At 58.8% G+C, this 17,859-nt stretch carries 9 protein-coding genes; 2 read left to right on the plus strand and 7 right to left on the minus strand.

Annotation, left to right across the window (positions count from 1 at the left end; genetic code table 11):
- Nucleotides 1-37: 37 nt before the first annotated feature.
- From hhe to ABIE16_RS24910, 7 genes are all read right to left on the minus strand, one after another.
- Complete coding sequence (gene hhe / locus ABIE16_RS24880) at nucleotides 38-5,836, minus strand: DUF4011 domain-containing anti-phage protein Hhe (protein ID WP_429522144.1); 5,799 nt, start codon at nucleotides 5,834-5,836, stop codon at nucleotides 38-40.
- Nucleotides 5,837-6,118: 282 nt separating this feature from the next.
- Complete coding sequence (locus tag ABIE16_RS24885) at nucleotides 6,119-6,931, minus strand: YfaP family protein (RefSeq protein WP_429522145.1); 813 nt, start codon at nucleotides 6,929-6,931, stop codon at nucleotides 6,119-6,121.
- 3 nt (nucleotides 6,932-6,934) lie between these two features.
- Complete coding sequence (locus ABIE16_RS24890) at nucleotides 6,935-8,554, minus strand: DUF2300 domain-containing protein (RefSeq protein ID WP_429522146.1); 1,620 nt, start codon at nucleotides 8,552-8,554, stop codon at nucleotides 6,935-6,937.
- A 1-nt stretch (nucleotide 8,555) separates the two neighbouring features.
- Nucleotides 8,556-13,115 carry an alpha-2-macroglobulin family protein gene (locus tag ABIE16_RS24895; RefSeq protein WP_429522147.1) on the minus strand — a complete coding sequence of 1,520 codons (4,560 nt, stop codon included), beginning with the start codon at nucleotides 13,113-13,115 and terminating at the stop codon, nucleotides 8,556-8,558.
- On the minus strand, nucleotides 13,112-13,750 hold the full coding sequence (locus tag ABIE16_RS24900; protein ID WP_429522148.1) for a DUF1175 domain-containing protein: 639 nt from the start codon (nucleotides 13,748-13,750) through the stop codon (nucleotides 13,112-13,114). The genes ABIE16_RS24895 and ABIE16_RS24900 overlap by 4 nt, the downstream gene beginning before the upstream one ends.
- Complete coding sequence (locus ABIE16_RS24905) at nucleotides 13,747-15,459, minus strand: DUF2138 domain-containing protein (protein WP_429522149.1); 1,713 nt, start codon at nucleotides 15,457-15,459, stop codon at nucleotides 13,747-13,749. The genes ABIE16_RS24900 and ABIE16_RS24905 overlap by 4 nt, the downstream gene beginning before the upstream one ends.
- A gap of 39 nt (nucleotides 15,460-15,498) precedes the next feature.
- Nucleotides 15,499-16,287, minus strand: coding sequence for a YfaP family protein (locus ABIE16_RS24910; protein WP_102670752.1), 789 nt, complete (start codon nucleotides 16,285-16,287; stop codon nucleotides 15,499-15,501).
- Between the two features lie 409 nt (nucleotides 16,288-16,696).
- Here ABIE16_RS24910 and ABIE16_RS24915 point away from each other — a divergent pair, with 409 nt between their 5' ends.
- A complete protein-coding gene (locus ABIE16_RS24915) occupies nucleotides 16,697-16,939 on the plus strand; it encodes an exodeoxyribonuclease VII small subunit (protein WP_007970180.1) in 243 nt (80 codons plus the stop codon).
- Entirely contained in the window at nucleotides 16,936-17,823 is an 888-nt protein-coding gene (gene ispA / locus ABIE16_RS24920; RefSeq protein ID WP_057713134.1) for a (2E,6E)-farnesyl diphosphate synthase, read from the plus strand. Before ABIE16_RS24915 ends, ispA begins: the two co-directional genes overlap by 4 nt.
- Nucleotides 17,824-17,859: the final 36 nt, after the last annotated feature.

Here is a 17,859-nt window from a genome sequence, read left to right on the forward strand (position 1 = left end):
CACCGTTCCTTGCTATGGCCTTTCAATAGCCCGCCCATTACTGCTCACCAATCACAAGCAGTACATCATCGATGTATCGCCCTTCGGCGCCGTGGGTACCATTACGCAAGTAGCCAGGAATCATTTGCTGAAATTCAACACGGTCAGCTGGAAGAAACTCAAGCAATGCTTCCAGCATCGCAGGCCTCAACAACCGCTGATTGGCTGGGATCTCTGGCAAGTTTGGCCGAATTACGTTTTCTTCCAACCAAGTCAACTTCTCTCGCAGGCTGTAATTACCCTCCAGGGTAATTCGCTCAGCATGTTCGCTCTGCTCATCAGCCACTTGCTGGATCGAAACCTCTTCAGATTCCGTGCTTGTCTCCTCGATGACTTCAACCGGCTCCGTTCGCAACCGTGCCAGCTCTTGAAGAATCGGCTCGATTTGCACGCGAGCATTACGGAACCAGTCCACCGACCAAATGCGCCGAATATTCCAGCCCAATTGCTCCAGCACGCTTTGGCGTAAGCGATCACGGTCACGCGCCGATTTGGCCGAATGGTAGGCAGCTCCATCGCACTCGATCCCCATCAGGTAACGGCCAGGTTGCCCAGGATCGCGGACGGCCAGATCGATGAAGAAACCAGCCACACCAACCTGCGGCTCGCACTGATAGCCATGACGCGCCAACATTTCAATGACTGCCACTTCGAAATCACTGTCGGGCGCACGATCGTTTTCTTTGATGTGAGGCATCCGGCCAGATTCAGCAAAATGCAGAAAATCACGCAGTGCCTGCACGCCTCTACTGGAGGTCCCAGTTACAAGGACATCGGTTGAGCCAAACGAGGAGAAAACCTGCATGCGCTTCTTCGAACGGGTATAGAGCACGTTCAAACGCCGCCATCCGCTGACACCGTTGATTGGGCCGAAACGTTGAGGAACGCTACCACCTACCTCCATTGGACCGTAGGTCCCGGAGATGTAAATAACATCTCGTTCATCACCCTGAACGTTTTCCAGGTTTTTGATGAACAGCGGCTCATCCTGACTCTGATTACGGTCCAGCGCGACTTGTAGCTGCGGGCTCTGTTTTGCCAGATGTTCAAGCATCCGCTCAATCTGGTCGGCCTGTTTGACGTTCATGGCCACGACACCCAGCGATTCATCAGGGCGATGAATCACGTGGTGTTCAATAGCCTTGGCGACAACCTCTGCCTCTTCCAGGTTGCGCTGTTCGACAAAACGCCCGCGCGGCACTCTGACAAACTTGACGCCGAACTCTGCAGACTCACGGTGCGGTGATGGGTACACCACCAGATTGCTTTCATAGAAGGCTTTGTTGGAGAAAGCGATCAGGCTCTCGTGGCGAGAACGATAGTGCCAACGTAGACGTCGCAGTTTGAACAGCGGCATGGCAGCTTCCAAAATGCTTTCCGAGTCCTCAGCTAACGAAGCATCGGTTTCGTCGGTATCCGAATCGCCGCCATTGCGGGAGAAGAAGTTCGTAGGTGGCAGCTGTTTCGGGTCTCCCACGACCACTAGCTGCTTGCCCCGGGCGATGCTTCCCAATGCCTCTTCTGGACGCATTTGAGAGGCTTCGTCCATCACGACCAGATCGAATTCGAGGTGCCCTGCGGGTAAATATTGAGCGACGGCCATTGGCGACATCATGAAGCAGGGCTTGAGGCCTTGCAGGGCTTCAGCCGCACGATTCATCAAGCTACGGATCGGTACGTGCCGTGTCTTTTTCTCGGCTTCACGTTGCAGTAGGGCCAATTGCGTGAAGTCTCTGACCGCTCCATGGCTATTTCCGACAGGGATATTGTTTTGACTGATACGCGATGAAACCTGTTCGCGCTGAAGACGCTTGAGCTGCTCATCGATTTCCGCAAAACGAGCGCGGATAGCCTCCTGCTCTTTGCCCGAAAACTGGCCCAAGGCGGGATTTAGCTCAAGGACTTTCAATGCCCAGCTATCAAGAAGCCCTAGCAGGCAGGCATCGACGCAGCGCTCAGATTCCAGTTTTTGCGTCTCGATTGCTTCGACGACTGTCTCAAACCCCAACTCAACCAGATGCAATCGCAAGCGACGGTACTCGAACCAATGGTCGAGCAAATCAGGGTTTTGAGCTGCCCAGGCCAAACGGCCAGCCATTGGCTCGAAATCTTGTTTCTCGATTGACTGCCACCATTGACCAGCAGTTACTGCAGCACTTTGGAAGAATGCCTCGATCGACTGTTCCCAAGTCTCTACAGCGAGCGCGAGCGTTTTAGCTTGTTGATGCCAATGAAGAATCAGGGACTCGGCTTCTTTTGACGTGCAGGCGGTCAAGCGCGGAATGAGAATATCTCGAATCGGCAATGCCAGAATGGGCTGAACGAAGGCAACGGTATGCCGCCAACTCGTCAAGCGAGGTCGTGCCGCAGAAAGATTGTCTATCCGAGGAAGCTCTTCACCTTGCAAGCACGTTTGTAGTACAGAGTCGTTCTGTAAGGCTGCCGAGCGGGCCTGCCAACTTTCCACCGACTGAATCAGCTGAAGCATTTGCCCCATGGTCGGCTGCTCTTCGCTGATTACGGGTAGCAAAGAACGCAGCGCAGTTCCGATGTCCTTGATCAGGCGAACATACAAACCCTCTGAGGAGAGCAAGTCTTCTGAACGCAAATCATGACTGTCAAAAGGCAACAGCTCTTCCAGATCCAGCCGATGTTCCAGAACATCCAACAAGTAAGGTTCAAGCTCCGCACTATCAGTCGCAACTTTGGCCAGATGCTCGCTATCTACCTTGAGCAGGTACTCCGCGATCCATACCTTTGCACCAAATCCTCGCCCGCATTCGGTACGCAGGAGCTTGTACCACCCCCGAATACGCTTGAGCGCATCGATGGGAGTATCAAGCCCTTTGAAGTGTTCACCCAGTTTCTCGGTGAGCACTTTGCTTTCATCTAGTTGCTTGTGCTTTTTCAGATACGCGATGACATCTGGCAAGTTCACCAGAAGCTGGTTCAGCTTGAGCCCTGGCCGCGCCATCGTCAGAACTTCAGCCTTCGCAGAGCGCCATTGCCCCTTGAACCAACGGAAAAGTGATTTGTCCGCCAGAACCCGGCTCAAATCTTCCAGTCGCGTATGACTGGGCAATCGATCGAGAGTGAAATGATTCGCTGCCTGCTCCTGCAACTGTTTGATGACCGGAATGTCGCTATCCAACTCTGCGACCAACTCGTCCAAGCTCTCATCTTCGAAGCGTTTGTGGCGAAGATGTGCCAAATCCTCGGGCATCGCCGCAAGCATTTTCAGAAAAAGCACCAGTTGCTCAATTCCGACAAAATCGCTTCGCAAACCCTGAACCGCAGACTCTTCCGATAACAGCCGAATCAGCATTTGGGCTCGTGGGGCCAACTCCAGCAACTCCTCGGCTTCTTCGATCACATCGAGCAACGCATTGAGGGACAGGGCCTCATCACCGTTATGCAAACGAATGGACGCGCAGGATTTTTTGATTGACGCTATCGCTTGTCCAGAGCCAATGACATCTGCGCGCAGCGACCGAGCCAGGACCACTTGCTCGTCCAATAAGGAGTCCATACCTTGCAGCCAGAGCTTCAATGCCTCACACGACTCGATATCCAGTCGGCCTAGCAGATCCCAATCCTCGTCACCTTTGGGAAATGCGAGTGCAGGAATTGAAGCGGCCAAACTTCGCAACTGATCTGGACTGTAGGTTTCCAGAGCGGATACCTGCAATTGCTCCGCTAATTGAGGTCGAAGGGAGGCGAGTCGTCCCAATGCCTGCTGAGCCAGGGCAAGACTCTCTAGAAGAGCAGAGCGCTCTGCGCCAGTCACACGAGTTTTGGTGCTACCAAACCATGGGTGCGTCTCAAGCATGCCAGCGTGACCAGCTTCTTCAGCTGTCTTGCGATAGATGTGTGCATAGAAGCCAGCCTGCTCTTGCAGATGCCCTTTATCGATTCGCACCTCTGACTGCGGATGGAGATCGGCCGGTTTAATCGACAATGCCTCACGCAATCGAGTTGCTTGCATCAGCACTTCGTGAATACTCATGCCCGACTCTTCGAACTGGGCATGCAAGAGGTGTACGTGCTTATTGAGTTGCTGCTTCAATCGCTCATAGTTGGCGATCAGATCCGTCAATTGCTTGGGCGAGCGATAGCCGCCACTTTTCTGAATCCGCTGACGAATGCTATCGATGACAGCGCTTTTTTGACTCTTATGGCTGTGCAACTCTAGACAAAAATCGCCCAAACCTGCTCTCGTCAGTCGGGTCTTGACCACCTCAAGCGCTGCACGCTTCTCGGCAACGAACAATACTTTTTTACCTTGGGCCAGCGCCGCTGCAATCATGTTGGTGATGGTCTGAGACTTACCCGTTCCTGGAGGGCCCTCAATCACAAGATCATCACCGCGAATGACATCTATCAAGGCACTGTGCTGTGAGCTGTCGGCATCGTCGATCAGAGGAAACTGCAGGTGCACCTGCTCGATATCGTCAATTGAATGCTCGACGCAAAAGGCGCCTTGTTTTCCTGACGAATCGGCGGGTAAGCCATCCATCCCTGTAAGCCGATTGACCAAGCCATGGTCCAGCAACGATTGGTCTTTCCAACGAGCAGGATCAAGGTCGAGATACATCATCAACTTGCCAAATTCGAACAAGCCAAGCGAAGCGAAGCGATGAACCTTCCAGTCAGGTTTGACCTTCAGCACCGTTTCGACAATACGTTCGAAATACTCCTCGGGTGTGCTGTCGTCGGTTATGCGCGGTAGCGCGATACCAAAATCGACACGAAGCTTTTCTCGCAATGACAGGTTGGTAAGAATGTCTTCGCCAGTAGGTTGAACGCGGTATTCGAATGTCGCGGTTTGAGGGTTGAGCTTGCCTTTCTCCAGATTCACTGGCACCAACATCAGGGGCGCGAGACGGGTGCTGTCTTTGCCCGCCACTGACTCATCCCACTCCAGAAACCCAAGCGCAAGATAAAGGATGTTCGCCCCCGTCTCTTCGAGAGCTGATCGCGATTGGGTATACAAAACCTGTAACCGCGACTCCATCTCTGCGGGGTAATAAAGTGTCTGAATCGCATCGTCAGAGTGCTTGGCAGCTTGCCCATTTTCAGGGGGGCGTGGCAGTTCATAGCTAGTCGTCATGCCAAGAATCTGTGCCCAGACTTCTGCTGTCGGTTGTTTCTTTAACTCGACAACCGCACCAGTTTTCTCATCCAGTCTTAAAAAGCCATGAGTCAGCAGCTGCCTTTCCGTTGGCTCTGGAACAGCAGCGAATCGCATGGCTTTTTCGTCTGCCAAAGAGACAAATAGATGGTCCGGTAACTCATCAATGATCCGCACGAAACGCTTGGAGCGTGCATGTGAAAAATTCAGCAGCCTATTGCGAGCGCTGAGATCAAGAAGCCTGCTCCTCAGTTTTTCCAGGCTATCCGGTATCTCGCTTGGCGGTGTATCAAGATCATCCCAATCGGTAGACGACTCAGGATCAACGGGCGTCGAGTATTTTTGGGCTTCTTTATCAAATCGATAAACCGATCCACCACGACCGGCCCCTTTGTTGAGCAACCCCTGGGAAATGAGTTCATCGCGAAGACTCCAGTACTCTTCCTCAGTGATAGAAAAATTCTGAAGCTCCGCACGCCGATCAATCCGGTCCCGGAGTGTTTTGTTACCAACGGCCGTCCCGTCTGCCGGGACCAACTCCAGTATCCATTGCTGAACGAGTTCATACCGTTGGATAGCCAATGATTCAGGGCCTGAGTTCACGTCAATCACCGCTAATTTTTTGAGGCATTTGCCAATTGAGGTTTCTGGGCACGATAAACCCATGCTCAGCTTCAGCTAGCCGCGACAAGAAGGGCTTTAAGGAAACGTTGCCGATACTTTGCAACGCCAGATGCCATCCTTGGGAAACAGCGGCCTACCTGGAATTTGATGGATGCAACAATATCCAGCACGCAGAGCCAGGTAAAGGCAAAGTGCCTTTACACCGCTTAAATCCATGGCCTCGTCGACAATCGGTCAATTAGCTGCCAGCCAAATTGAATTGTCGCAGCGCTACTGCGACAAATGAAAAACCAGTTGTGTCAGCACCGCTGTCACATTTACCCCTCACGGATAACTAAACCCTTTCACCAACGTCAACTCCCCCACCGCACGCATCGGCACCAGGAACGTCTCCATCTTCTCGCTCGGCGTGCCTTCCTCGGTAATCACCGTCACCTGGGCTGTGGTCAGCGCTTGCACCGCGTCCTCCTGCCCCTCTTCATCACTGCTGTAACCGCCGCCGAAGTAGTTCACATACACCAGATATTGCCCCTTGATCGGCGCAGGCATGGCGAAGATTTCCGGGCCGTAGCCGGTGGTGACGTCGACGTCGAGCGCTGCGCCGTTGGGGACGACGCGCTCGCCGTACCAGATGTGCGCGCCGTCGGGGGTGATCAGGTGCAGGTCGAGGTCGGTGTTGTCGCTGTCCCAGGCCAGCAATACGCGCAATTTGGCCGGGGTCGCGCCGCCGCTGCTGTTGAGAAATTGCGTGCGCTGACGTTGTTGGCCATCAGGGCTGCGAACCTCGACGCTGTTGCTGCCGTTGGGGAATGAGAACGGGCGATCGAAGCGCCCCGCCGGGTCGATTTTCAGCGGCATGCTGACCCCGTTGACGATCAGACGGCCGGGCTCTGTGGATTTGGCTGTAGCTTTGATCTGCCCGCTGATGCGAGCCGTGTTGGCCTGCCCTGTCGGGGTATTCACCGATGAGGCCGGGTAGTTGACAGTCTGCCGGAAGTTTTCCCCTTCGCCCTCATGCGCGCCGGTGCGCCAGCCGCCTGCGGGGGTGTCGAGTTTGACGCTGTCAGCCGCCATCACCGATGGCAACGCCACCAGCGAACAGAGCAACAGCAAGACCTGTGGATAACGGAGTTTCATGGTCTACTCCAGCAAGAGGTGGCGGGCGAGCCCTTCGATGTAGGTTTCATCCTGGCCATTGGGGTGTGCTTCGAAGGCCAGGTGCAGGTATTCGTGGGTCAGGTCGAGGCGGTCTTGCAGTGTCCGCGCGCCACGCACGTAGATACGCTGACGTTCGCGGTCGACATAGGGGCGGCCGAATGCCAGGCGGCATACGGCGAAGGTGCTGACTTCGTTGTAGCCGGTTTCGCTTTCAAGTTTTTGGCGCCAGCCGCGCCGTTGTTTCTGCAGCCATTCTTGTGCGGCGGGCAACGCTTCGCAGGACGCGACCGGGTTGTCCCAGCGACTGAGACTGGCGCGTGGGTAGGCGTGCAGCAGGATGGCGTCGTAGCGCTGGCCGGCACGGGCCTGTTCGACGGCTTGCTGCCAGGACAGTTTGTCCGGGCCGGGTTGATCGGAATGGTAGGTGATGGTGCTGCCGGCCAGCACCAGGTCGCTGGTCCAGGCGGCGATGTCGCGAGACTCGGGCGACGCCGGACGCGGCGCGACTCGCTGACGACTGCTGCTGTCGTCGATGCTCAGGCAGTCACCGCTGCGCGTGGCGTTTTGCAGCAGGTAAGTGCGGATGGCCACGGCCAGGGCTTTGGCGGCTTCGACCGGTTCGGTACTGGCTTCGCGCTGGAGCACACGGGCAACGTACTCTTCGCGATCCAGACGAGCCACGAGCTTGTCGCTCAGCAGAAACAGTTCACCGTCGCTGTGGATATCCAGCGCATTACCGTTGGCGAATTCGACGCGGTAGTCACCCTGCAATGCCCCGGAAGTCACTGCGGTGCCCCCGGACAGCACGCGCCGAAGTGGATAGCGAGAGAACAGGTCGACCTCTACGCACTGCCCTGCATCCACAGGCCATGCAACAGGAATCACCGTAGACAGTGCCTGCGCGTAATCACGCAGTACCCGTTGACTGGTACCGCGCCCGCCGGCCCAGACCGGTGTACCGTCCGCCGTCCAACCGGCAAACCCGCCCTGTCGCGATGTTGCACCCTGATCCGCCAGCCAGCTCCAGGTCTTCACCCGCAGACGGCTTCCGAGTTCGCCGACGACCTGGCCATCGGCGGCATTGAGCATCACATCGAGCAACACACGTCGGGCTTGATCCTGCGCCGGCAGCACGGCCAACATCTTCAACAGTTCCGCCACCGAAACCCGGGTAGCCGGTTGCAACGAAGGCAAATCCAGCAACCATTGCGGCGCCTGCCGCGTCTGCCAATAGGCTCGCCAGTCGGCATCGCCGATGCCCAACCGTGCGGGTTCGAAATACAGACCGCATGACTTCACCAACGCCTGATCACGCTCGATCCTGCCGCCCGCCGTGCAGCAATAAACCTCTTCCTTCGACTGGCCCCGGCATTCATAAGCCGGCTCACGTGCGCCGGTGTCCACCAGCCAGGCGTAGACGAACAACTTCCACACACTGCCCAATGGCGACTGCAACGTCTGCGGCAACGGCTCGCGGGTGATCACCTGCGTTCGACTCAGCGACAACAAATCGCCCTTGAAGGCCAGGCGCAAAGGTTCGTCCTGCGCCGTTGCCAGCACAGGGATCAAACACAACAACCAACCTGTCAGCCGCCTGTGCACGTCAGTGAACCGTGACCTGGCCAAGGGCTGCCTTTTGTTCCATCGCCTGATGCTGCGGCGCATAAACCTGAGTGAAACGCACCGGCGGCAAGTTGAACTGCCCCTTCTGCGAGAAACGCACCAAATGCCTCAGGCGCAATTCACCACTCAAGGCATCGACCGGAATGGCGTAAGCCATTTGCCCCGGTTCGAAACGCGCCTTCTCCAGGGACGTCGGCTCGGTGCCGGCCTTGCCCATGAGTTTGATGCCCCAGGTCGTGCGCTCGACATCGGCGCCCGGTGGCAGCGGCACTTCCAGCATCCCGTAACGCAACGGTCTGGCGGCTTGGCTGGTGACGATCACCTCATCGAGATAGAGGTTGTCGCTGGACAGTGGCGCGTTGCCGACCGCTTCAAGTTTGAAGGTGAAAGCCTCATCCCCCGGCACCAATCGCGACAGGCGACGGGTGATGGTCACGGCCATCGGATCGACCGCCGGCTGTTGGCTGCGGTAACTCAATGCAGCGCGCAGCGGACGCTCTTGCGCGCCGGTCAGCGTCAATACCGTCGGCACTGGCGCAGCCCCCTGCCACGTCCAATACATCTCCCCAGAAACCCCGTACTGTTTCTTCCAGCCTTCACCCGGCGCCAATGCAATGGTGGGCGATGCCTGCTCGATGCTGCGTTGCAGCCAGGTCAACGCCAACGCACGTTCCAGGGTCGATTGCTGAGGCAGCAAACGTTGCAGCAAGGCCTGGGCGTGAGCCTGATCGAAGGGTTGCAGCGACAGGTTCAGCGCTTCGGCAAACGGCTGGGAACTGACCGCCAGACGTTGCTGCGCGTCGGCCAGTTGCCGATTGAACACGTCCGGTAAAGCGACCTTCGCTTGCCTGGCCAACGATGCCGTCAGCACGCGTGCAGCCGCCAGCCCCAAGGCTGAATCCGGATCACTCATGACGAGGCTGTCTTCGCCGTTCTCCATCAGGTTCGCCGCGGTGCCCTCGCCCGCTTTCGCCAGGTCGTCCATCAAGCCACTGAGCAAGGTGTTGACCGGCAACTGCATCTGTTTGGCGAACGACAGGATCAGCGCCCGCTGCAACAACGGCGTGTTCTTCGCCTGTTTGGCGTAGACCTCCAGCACCCGCTGCCAATGCTCCGGCGGCAGGCTCAGTTCCAGCACCTGGCTGGCGTGCCAGTCGGCGTAATAGGCGTAGGCGGTGAGGAATGCATCCGGCTCGCCATCCATGCCCCACCAGGTGAAGCTCGCCGAAGGGCCGGCCATTTGTACCAGACGCAAGCGACTGTTTTGCATGATCAGACGCAGGCGATCACGGATCTGCGGATTCGCCGCCAGCGTCGGGTAGGCGATGCTCAATGGCAGCAGGCCGCTGGCGGTCTGCTCGACGCCACCGTAGGGGTAGCTCAACAGATCGTCGAGTGCAGAACGGAACAACGCTTGCGGACTGTCGTCCAGACGCAGGCGGATATCACTGGCGTCTGTCGGCAACGTCAGCGGCGTATCGCCCTCACCCACATCAAGGCTCTGGGTTTGAGTCACCTGCCAGCCTTCACCGGTTGCGCTCAGGCGCACCGCCAGGGCATCAGCGGTTTTGCCATCCTGCATCAGCTCGGCGCTCCACTCGCCATTGACCAGTTCAAAGGTCGGCAACGGGATGTAGTTGATGCCACTGTTCAGAGTTACAGGCACCCGCTGTTCGTTGCCGGCGTAACGGGTCACCAGTTCGGCCTTGACCGGTTTCTCGGTCTGACTGAAGGCGAACACACCGAGGTCCGGTTTGTCACCGGCGCGGAATCGGGTCGGCCCGCTCCACTTCAGGTACAGCGGTTTTTCCGAGCGTACGAACTGCTTCTTCTGCCCGACCTGACCGCCATCGGCGATGGCCCTGGCGGTGATGCGCCAGCGGGTCAGGGAGTCGGGCATCTTGAAGGTGAAGCGGGTTTTACCGTTGGTATCGGTCAGCAATTCAGGTTGCCACGCCGCCGTGTCGACGTCTTCGCGACGCGGCCGCTCCAGCACCTTCACACCGCGCTCACTGCGATTGGCCTTGCCCGGTGCACCGGGGCTGCCCGGCAAGGCGACGTCATAACTGATGAACGACAAACTGGCGCTGGTGCGCACGTTGTTGCGCCGTGGGTGATAGAAGAACTGGTCGATGCTCGGCGCGACTTCCGGTTGCAGGGCGTAGACCATTTCATCGACCACGCTGACCGTCAGGTGCGCGGGGATCGCTTTGCCGGCGAACCGGGTGGTCAGGTCCACCGAGACGGTTTCACCCGGCAGGTAGGTTTCTTTGTCGGTGGCGATTGCCACGTCGATCTGTGGCGTTACCACCTTGATGCCGGCGTTCTGGAAACTGTATTGGCCACCCTTGGTGTACAACACCGAGAAGGTCAGGTTCGGCGCGAAACCGTCTTTCACCGGGATGCGCGCGCGGTGTTGGGTATCGCTGAGTTTTTCCATCGTCAGCCAGTCGCCGCCCTTGGAAAGTAGCGCAGTGGCTTCGACCTTGTCGCGTTCCAGAGATAACAGCGCATCACTCACTGGCTCGGGGAAAGTGATCAGCGCCAGCGCTTCATCGCCGGCGATGTACTCGGGCTTGTCGAGGACGATTTCCACGGTGCCGGGTACAGCTTTGACACCTTCGCCGGTCACCGAATGGCCGGTGGCGCCGACCGCCCGGCCATGATCATCCTTGAGCGTCAGGTTGTAGGTGCCTGGGCGGTCAAAGGCCAGGGTGAAACCTTTGTCGGTTGCCGCGAGCTTGCCTTCGCCGGTGCTCTGGTCCTCCAAACGCACCCAGCCATAGCTGCCTGGCGTAACGGCATCGGCTTGCTCGCCTTCGCGGGCATAGCTGAAGGCAACCTTGTCACCCACAGCGCTGAAGCGTTGAGGCGCGCTCAAGCGGAAATTCGCCGCGCCACGGTCGATGAGGATTTCCTTGGTGGTCTTGACCCGATACGCCGCACCGTCGCTGGCAAACACCGTGAGCATGTAGCGACTGGGCTTGTCCGCTGCCTGCAAGTCGAGGGACGCGCTGCCCTTGGCGTCGGTAGTCAATTCGGTGCTGGTCAGCTCCACCGGAAATTGCCCGAGGTATTGCAGTTCGTTGTCGACCATCGACAGCTGTTGGGCGCGCAGGCTCAGGCTCAATTTCGCATTGGCCACCGGTTTTCCATCCGGGTACAGCAGCACCAGGCTGCCCTTGACCGGTTCGCCTGTGCGGTAATCCTGCTTGGCCAGGTTAAGCGAAATCTCGAAGTGCGGCTTGATGTATTCAGCCACGCGAAAGGCGCTGCTGTAAGCCTGACCCTTGTAGTTGAAACGCAGTTCATAGCCACCGGCCACAGCGTTATCGGGCAACTGGAATCGGCCCTGGGTGCCAGCCTTGGAATCGAGCTTCAGATCGAGGGATTGCAGCGCCGTGCCGGTCGCATCCAGCACGGTCACATTGACGTCGGCCGCGCTTGGCTGCACCGAGTCCCGCGCGTTCTTGAACTCCCGCCCGACGATTTTCAGCGACACCCAATCCCCCGGTCGATACAGCGGCCGGTCGGTGAAGGCATAGAGTTTGGTGTCGTAGATTTCGCTGTCGTAGTAGAAATTCTCGGAGACGAACACCCCGCCCTCTTCGTCCTCGCCGATCACAAACGAACGCTCAGGGCTGACGTGTTTCAAGCGCAGCAAGCCATCGGTATCGGTGGCGCCGCTGCTCATTACGCCCAGGCCATCGGTCCACAGCACATTGACCTTCGGCACCGAGCTGCCTTCGTGTTTGCGCGCGGCCCACACCAGCAATTCGTCACCGGCGATCTTGCTCACCGCCACGGTGTTGGAGACGAACACCATGGTGGTGGCGCGGTACTTGCCGATCAGCGCTTCCACCAGATAAAGACCCGGCTTGAGATTGCCCAACGGGATGTACACGTTGCCCGGCGCGACGCTGACGAACTCGCTGGAAGAACCGGCCAGGTTCACCCCGGCAGGTGGCTGGATCGGCTTGGCCTGCCACAACGGATAACGGAACTGGCTGACCACCGGCAAACCCGGTATCAGTGCAAATTGCGGCTGCGCATCGTAGGGCGTTGGCGCGGCCATCGCGTTGCCCATCTTCAGTTCCGGCACTTCCTCGGTGACTTGTTTACGCGACTCGTAGGAAAACGCCCGCTGCATCACCCGACGGGATTTGCGATACCAGTTGTCCCACAGGTACGCGAGGGTATTGGACAGCCCCTCCCCCTTGAACTGGCCATCGCTGACCACCCGATGAAGGTTCTTCTGGCGCTCGAGGAAGTCCAGCGGCTTGTCGATGCGATACACCCGAATATCGGCGCCGCCGTAGGGTTCCATGCGAAACCGGCGATAGTCGCGACCCGGCGCTTCAAGGCGCACCATCGCCTGTTCATCGCTGGCAAAGCTGCTGTCGGCCAGCAGGAAAAAACTCTCGCCGGCCACCGGCGCATAGCCACTGGCCGGGACCGAGTCTTCGGCGTTTACCGCCGAGAACGGCAGCACCAATACCAACATCAGAGACAGAAAGCGCAGCATGCGGGTACCGGTCATTGGGAAAGAAAATTCAGTCGATAGACGCCGATGAAGTTGGGGTTGGCTGCGTCGGGTATCCATCGGGTGTCCTTCCATGTCATGAGTTGCTGCAGGCTTGCCGAACGCATGCCGTTGTCGGTGGTGGTGGTGGTGCCGGTGTGATAGGCGATGTAACGGCCCATCCAGATCATCAGGTGCTGGTCGTCGCCCTGGTCGAAAAACATCAGGTCGCCAGGGCGCGCTTGAGACACATCGCGGCTGACCAGATGGCTGTTGAACTGGATCAATTTGATCGCATTGACGTATGGCCCGACCTTGCCGCCGCCCTGCTGCCATTGCTGGGCAAGACCACGCTGGGCGTCGCTCAATTGCAGTTCCGGCGGCAGGTAACGATTGGACAGGCCATTGCTGCGCAGCCATTTGTCGTCATGGACTTTCAGCGCTTCGTTAGCGGCGAAGCGCACCAGCCCGGCACAGTCTTGTTGATACCAGCGCGGGCTCGGGCCCTGGCTCAGTTGCTCCTGGGCAATGCGCACGAACCAGGCACGAAACACCTGGGATTGCTGTGGGTCGAGCGACGGTGCCTCGACAGCGCGGGCACCTGCGCTCAGCAACAACGCCAGCAGGCCGAGACTTCGGATCAATGCCGTCACAGGGCTTTCCACTCCAGCGGCAGCCACTGCCAGTGGCCGTCTGGCTCGCTGCCTTCGGGCAAGGTCAGGGCGTATTTGCCGTAGCCGCCGAGCTTGCGCAGTTTCGGGATCAGCCAGGTTTGCGCGGCGTTATAGAACACCGGTTCCATGTCCTGGGGCAGGCTGTCGAGGGTTTCCTGCTGCATCAGTTGGGCCATGGAGTCCGGGCCGAAATAGACCGGCATCAGCAGGTCTTTCGGTACCACGTCGGCCATCGGCGGGAAGCGTTTGTCGAGGGTACCGAGGGCCTTCTCCACCAGCTTGTCGTCGAGGGAGAAAAGCAACGTCGAGCCATGCCGCGCCAGGCTGACTTTCATGAACGTCTTGCCGGTGATCGCGTCGGGGTTTTCGGCCTCTTTGGCCGCATAGGGACCGAAACTGGAGCTGACCTGGCGTTGCCACTGGTGGCTCTGGCTTTCCTGTTTTTCCACCACCGGGAAGGCGCCGTCCTCGACCTTGCTCTCGTAGGCACCGACCATCGAGTCGAACAGGCTGCCCAGATCTCCATCGAGTTTGCCGCTGTCATCATCGTTGAGGCTGGCCACCAGCAAGGGTGTGTACAACCGCGAATCGGCATACCAGCACAGGCCTGCCGCGCCGGCCATGTGTTCGGTCAATGCCTGGGCCACCTTCTCCTGCGCACCGAGTTTCACCAGCAGCGGTGTCTGTTGTTCGGCTGCCAGCGGCAACGCCACGCAAGCGCTGGCGCCCATGGGCATGGCTTGCCAGATCGGTTTGAAATCGAAGTCTGGCTGATTCTCCAGTTCATCCATGGCCAGGAAGCTGTGCCAGCCCTTGTCGTCCATGTCAAAACGCAGGCCGGCGAAGTTAGGGATGAAACGCTGGTAACCCATGGCCAGCACGCTGGCATTCACCGACAGGCGTTGTTTCACTTGCGGCGCGCGCGGCGGCAGGCCGAAGGCTTCGGGAAACAGTTTGTCGCCATTGAGCAGCGCAGCAATGGCCGTGGTCGACACGCTACCCGATTCTTCCGTTGCGCCACTTTGCGGGTCGTAGAGTTTCGCCGGATTGGACAACACCACCAGTTTGTCGCCATGGGACGCGAACAGCAGCGCCTTGCTCGCGTTGTAGTTGAGTTGATAGAGCGCCACGTCGTCGGTACCGACCTTCACGTCAGCGACCTTGCTCAGCTGCGAGTCGTCCAGCGCCACTTTGGCCAGCGGCTCCAGCACCTTGGCCAGCCCGCCACGATCCATCACCAGCAGGAAATCCTTGAGCCGCCCATCCGCCCCACGCCACAACGCTACATCGGCAGGCTGATCGAACAACTGCTCGATCAAGGTGTCCTGCAGTTTCAGGTCGTGTTCGTAGATGATCCGCCGCAAGCTGCCGATCAAGCCCAAGCGATCGGCATGGGTTTCGTAATAGAAGACGAAATCTTCGGTCAGGGTTTCCTTGAGGAACGGCACCGCCAGCAAGTCCTTGGGCAACTGGCTCAGGGAGTGGGTTTCCAATAGGCCATCCGGGCGGCTCATGCCCAGTATGTCACTGGCCAACACGGGGGCCGGGGCCTTGGGCTTGTGCATGAACCACCCCAACCCACCGGCCACGACAACGACCAGGCATAACCCGATCAGCAGCGTCGGCCAATGCAGGGGAGGTTTGGCCGCGGGTGCGCCAGCGGCCGGAGTAACAGTGCTATCACTCATGTTCACAAAACCCGAATTTCATCCGTGGAGCGGGGATGCTTAGTAGTTGAATGTCTTGACCAGCAGCAGGTCGCCGATTGCGCGCAGGGGCACGATGAACGTCTCGCGTTTTTCATCGACGGTGTTTTCGTTGAGCACCAGGTTGATCTGCGAGGTAATCACCTCGTTCTGGTTGCTGGTCTCATCGAAGTTATAGCCGCCGCTGCCGAAGTTGCCCCAATAGTTCACGTAAACCAGATAGGTGCCACGCAGCGGTGCGGTCATGGTGAACATTTCCGGACCCGGGCCATCGACACCGTCGGGGTCGAGGCCGCCGCCATTGGTCAAGGCCGAATGCGCCCAGAAGGCATGCTGGCCATCGGGCGTGACAATATGCAGGTCGAGTTCGGCTTTCGGATCGTCCCAACCCAGCACCACGCGAATCCGCGCCGGGGTGCGCAGGTTGTTGGCTTCATAGAATTGAACACGCTTGAGAGACTGGCCTTCGGCGCTACGCACTTCGACGCTGTTGGAACCGGCGCCAAACGCATAGGGTCGGGCGAAACGCCCTTGTTCGTCGGTATAGAGGTTCAGCGGATTGCCGTTGACCGCCAACGTGTGCGGCCCGCGCTGAGTGCCGAGGGCCTTGAGCTGGCCTTCGATCATCGTGCGATTGCGCTGCACGCCCCGATCAATCGGCGGCGTGGGATAGGCGACTTGCGGGTTTTCCGTGCGGTCCAGCAACCCGTTGAAGCGCCAGCCGCCCACCGGTTCCGACACCTCGGCACTTGGCGCGGCCAGAACCGGCACACAGACCAACCCGATCAGCAGCAAAAGAAATGAGCGCATGTGACGCCTCCTGCCATGCATGACGAAACCTTGCGCCTGATCCTGAGCGCATTACAGATGTGGATACTGCGTTTCGTCTGAAAGACCCGTGATTGCCGAGTCGAATATGACGCGAAGGTTAGACGTGCAGGTGTTTTTTAACAATCGGGCGCATCTGGATTTGCGGGAGGAATCACAGCGCTGGGTGGACGGTGAGCCGAAAAGCATCTTCCACCCTGTAGGAGCGAGCTTGCTCGCGATGAACGCAAGGGCACCGCGTCAAATCAGACAGTACGCGTCATCGTTAACGACCATCGCGAGCAAGCTCGCTCCTACAGGAATGGGCAGCACCAAATCCCCCGCTCATTTGCCCATACCCCCCCTATCTGCTAGTGTCGCGCCGGTTTAACGTCAACCGGAAATCGCCGCCATGGCCCGCAAAAAAGCTGCACTGGATTTCGAACAATCCCTCGCCGACCTGCAAACGCTGGTGGAGCGCCTGGAGAATGGCGAATTGTCGCTGGAGGACTCGCTGGCCGCTTTCGAGCAAGGCATTGGCCTGACCCGCGATTGCCAGGCGGCGCTGGCCCAGGCCGAGCAAAAGGTTCAGGTGCTGCTCGAGCGTGATGGCGAGTTGGCCGAGGAACCCTTCGACGCGGATCAGCCAGAATGATTGCAGCGTACTCGGCCACCAGCCAGGCCCGCGTCAATGCAGCGCTGGAAACCCTGTTCACCGCACCGAGCCCCGAGCTGGCGCGGCTGTACGAAGCCATGCGCTACAGCGTGATGAATGGCGGCAAACGCGTGCGTCCACTGCTGGCCTACGCCGCGTGCGAAGCGTTGGGCGGCAAGGCCGAGCAAGCCAACGGCGCAGCCTGTGCGGTGGAGCTGATCCACGCCTATTCGCTGGTGCATGACGATTTGCCAGCAATGGACGATGACGATCTGCGCCGCGGCCAGCCAACCACCCACAAGAAATTCGATGAAGCCTGCGCGATCCTCGCCGGCGACGGCTTGCAGAGCCTGGCCTTCAGCGCCCTGCTCGATCCACGCCTGAGTGCGTCGGATGCCGAAATCCGCCTGCAAATGGTCAGTGCCCTGGCGTTGGCGGCAGGCCCGGCGGGCATGGTTGGCGGTCAGGCCATCGACCTCGGCTCGGTCGGTCTGAAGCTCGACCAGAAAGCCCTGGAGTACATGCACCGGCACAAGACCGGCGCGCTGATCGAGGCCAGCGTCAAACTCGGCGCCCTGGCCAGCGGCCGTGCCGAGAAAGACGAACTCAAATCCCTGCAGACTTATGCACAGGCCATCGGTCTGGCATTCCAGGTGCAAGACGACATTCTCGACGTCGAAAGCGATACCGAAACCCTCGGCAAACGGCAGGGTGCCGACATTGCCCGGGACAAACCGACCTACCCGTCCCTGCTCGGCCTCGACGCCGCCAAGGCCTATGCCCTGGAGCTGCGCGACCAGGCCCTGCACGCACTGCGACCGTTTGACGCAGCGGCCGAGCCGTTGCGTGATCTGGCCCGGTATATCGTCGATCGCCGCAGCTGACGGCGAATCCGCCAAAAAAGACCAACGCGTGGGCAG

This window comes from Pseudomonas sp. 2725, assembly GCF_050434585.1.
Taxonomy (GTDB): domain Bacteria; phylum Pseudomonadota; class Gammaproteobacteria; order Pseudomonadales; family Pseudomonadaceae; genus Aquipseudomonas; species Aquipseudomonas jessenii.

Bases quoted from the DNA above. Each gene is read 5' to 3' on its own strand.
- hhe (WP_429522144.1), bottom strand. From the start codon at position 5,836: ATGGGTTTATCGTGCCCAGAAACCTCAATTGGCAAATGCCTCAAAAAA.
- ABIE16_RS24885 (WP_429522145.1), bottom strand. From the start codon at position 6,931: ATGAAACTCCGTTATCCACAGGTCTTGCTGTTGCTCTGTTCGCTGGTG.
- ABIE16_RS24895 (WP_429522147.1), bottom strand. From the start codon at position 13,115: ATGACCGGTACCCGCATGCTGCGCTTTCTGTCTCTGATGTTGGTATTG.
- ABIE16_RS24905 (WP_429522149.1), bottom strand. From the start codon at position 15,459: ATGAGTGATAGCACTGTTACTCCGGCCGCTGGCGCACCCGCGGCCAAA.
- ABIE16_RS24910 (WP_102670752.1), bottom strand. From the start codon at position 16,287: ATGCGCTCATTTCTTTTGCTGCTGATCGGGTTGGTCTGTGTGCCGGTT.
- ABIE16_RS24915 (WP_007970180.1), top strand. From the start codon at position 16,697: ATGGCCCGCAAAAAAGCTGCACTGGATTTCGAACAATCCCTCGCCGAC.
- ispA (WP_057713134.1), top strand. From the start codon at position 16,936: ATGATTGCAGCGTACTCGGCCACCAGCCAGGCCCGCGTCAATGCAGCG.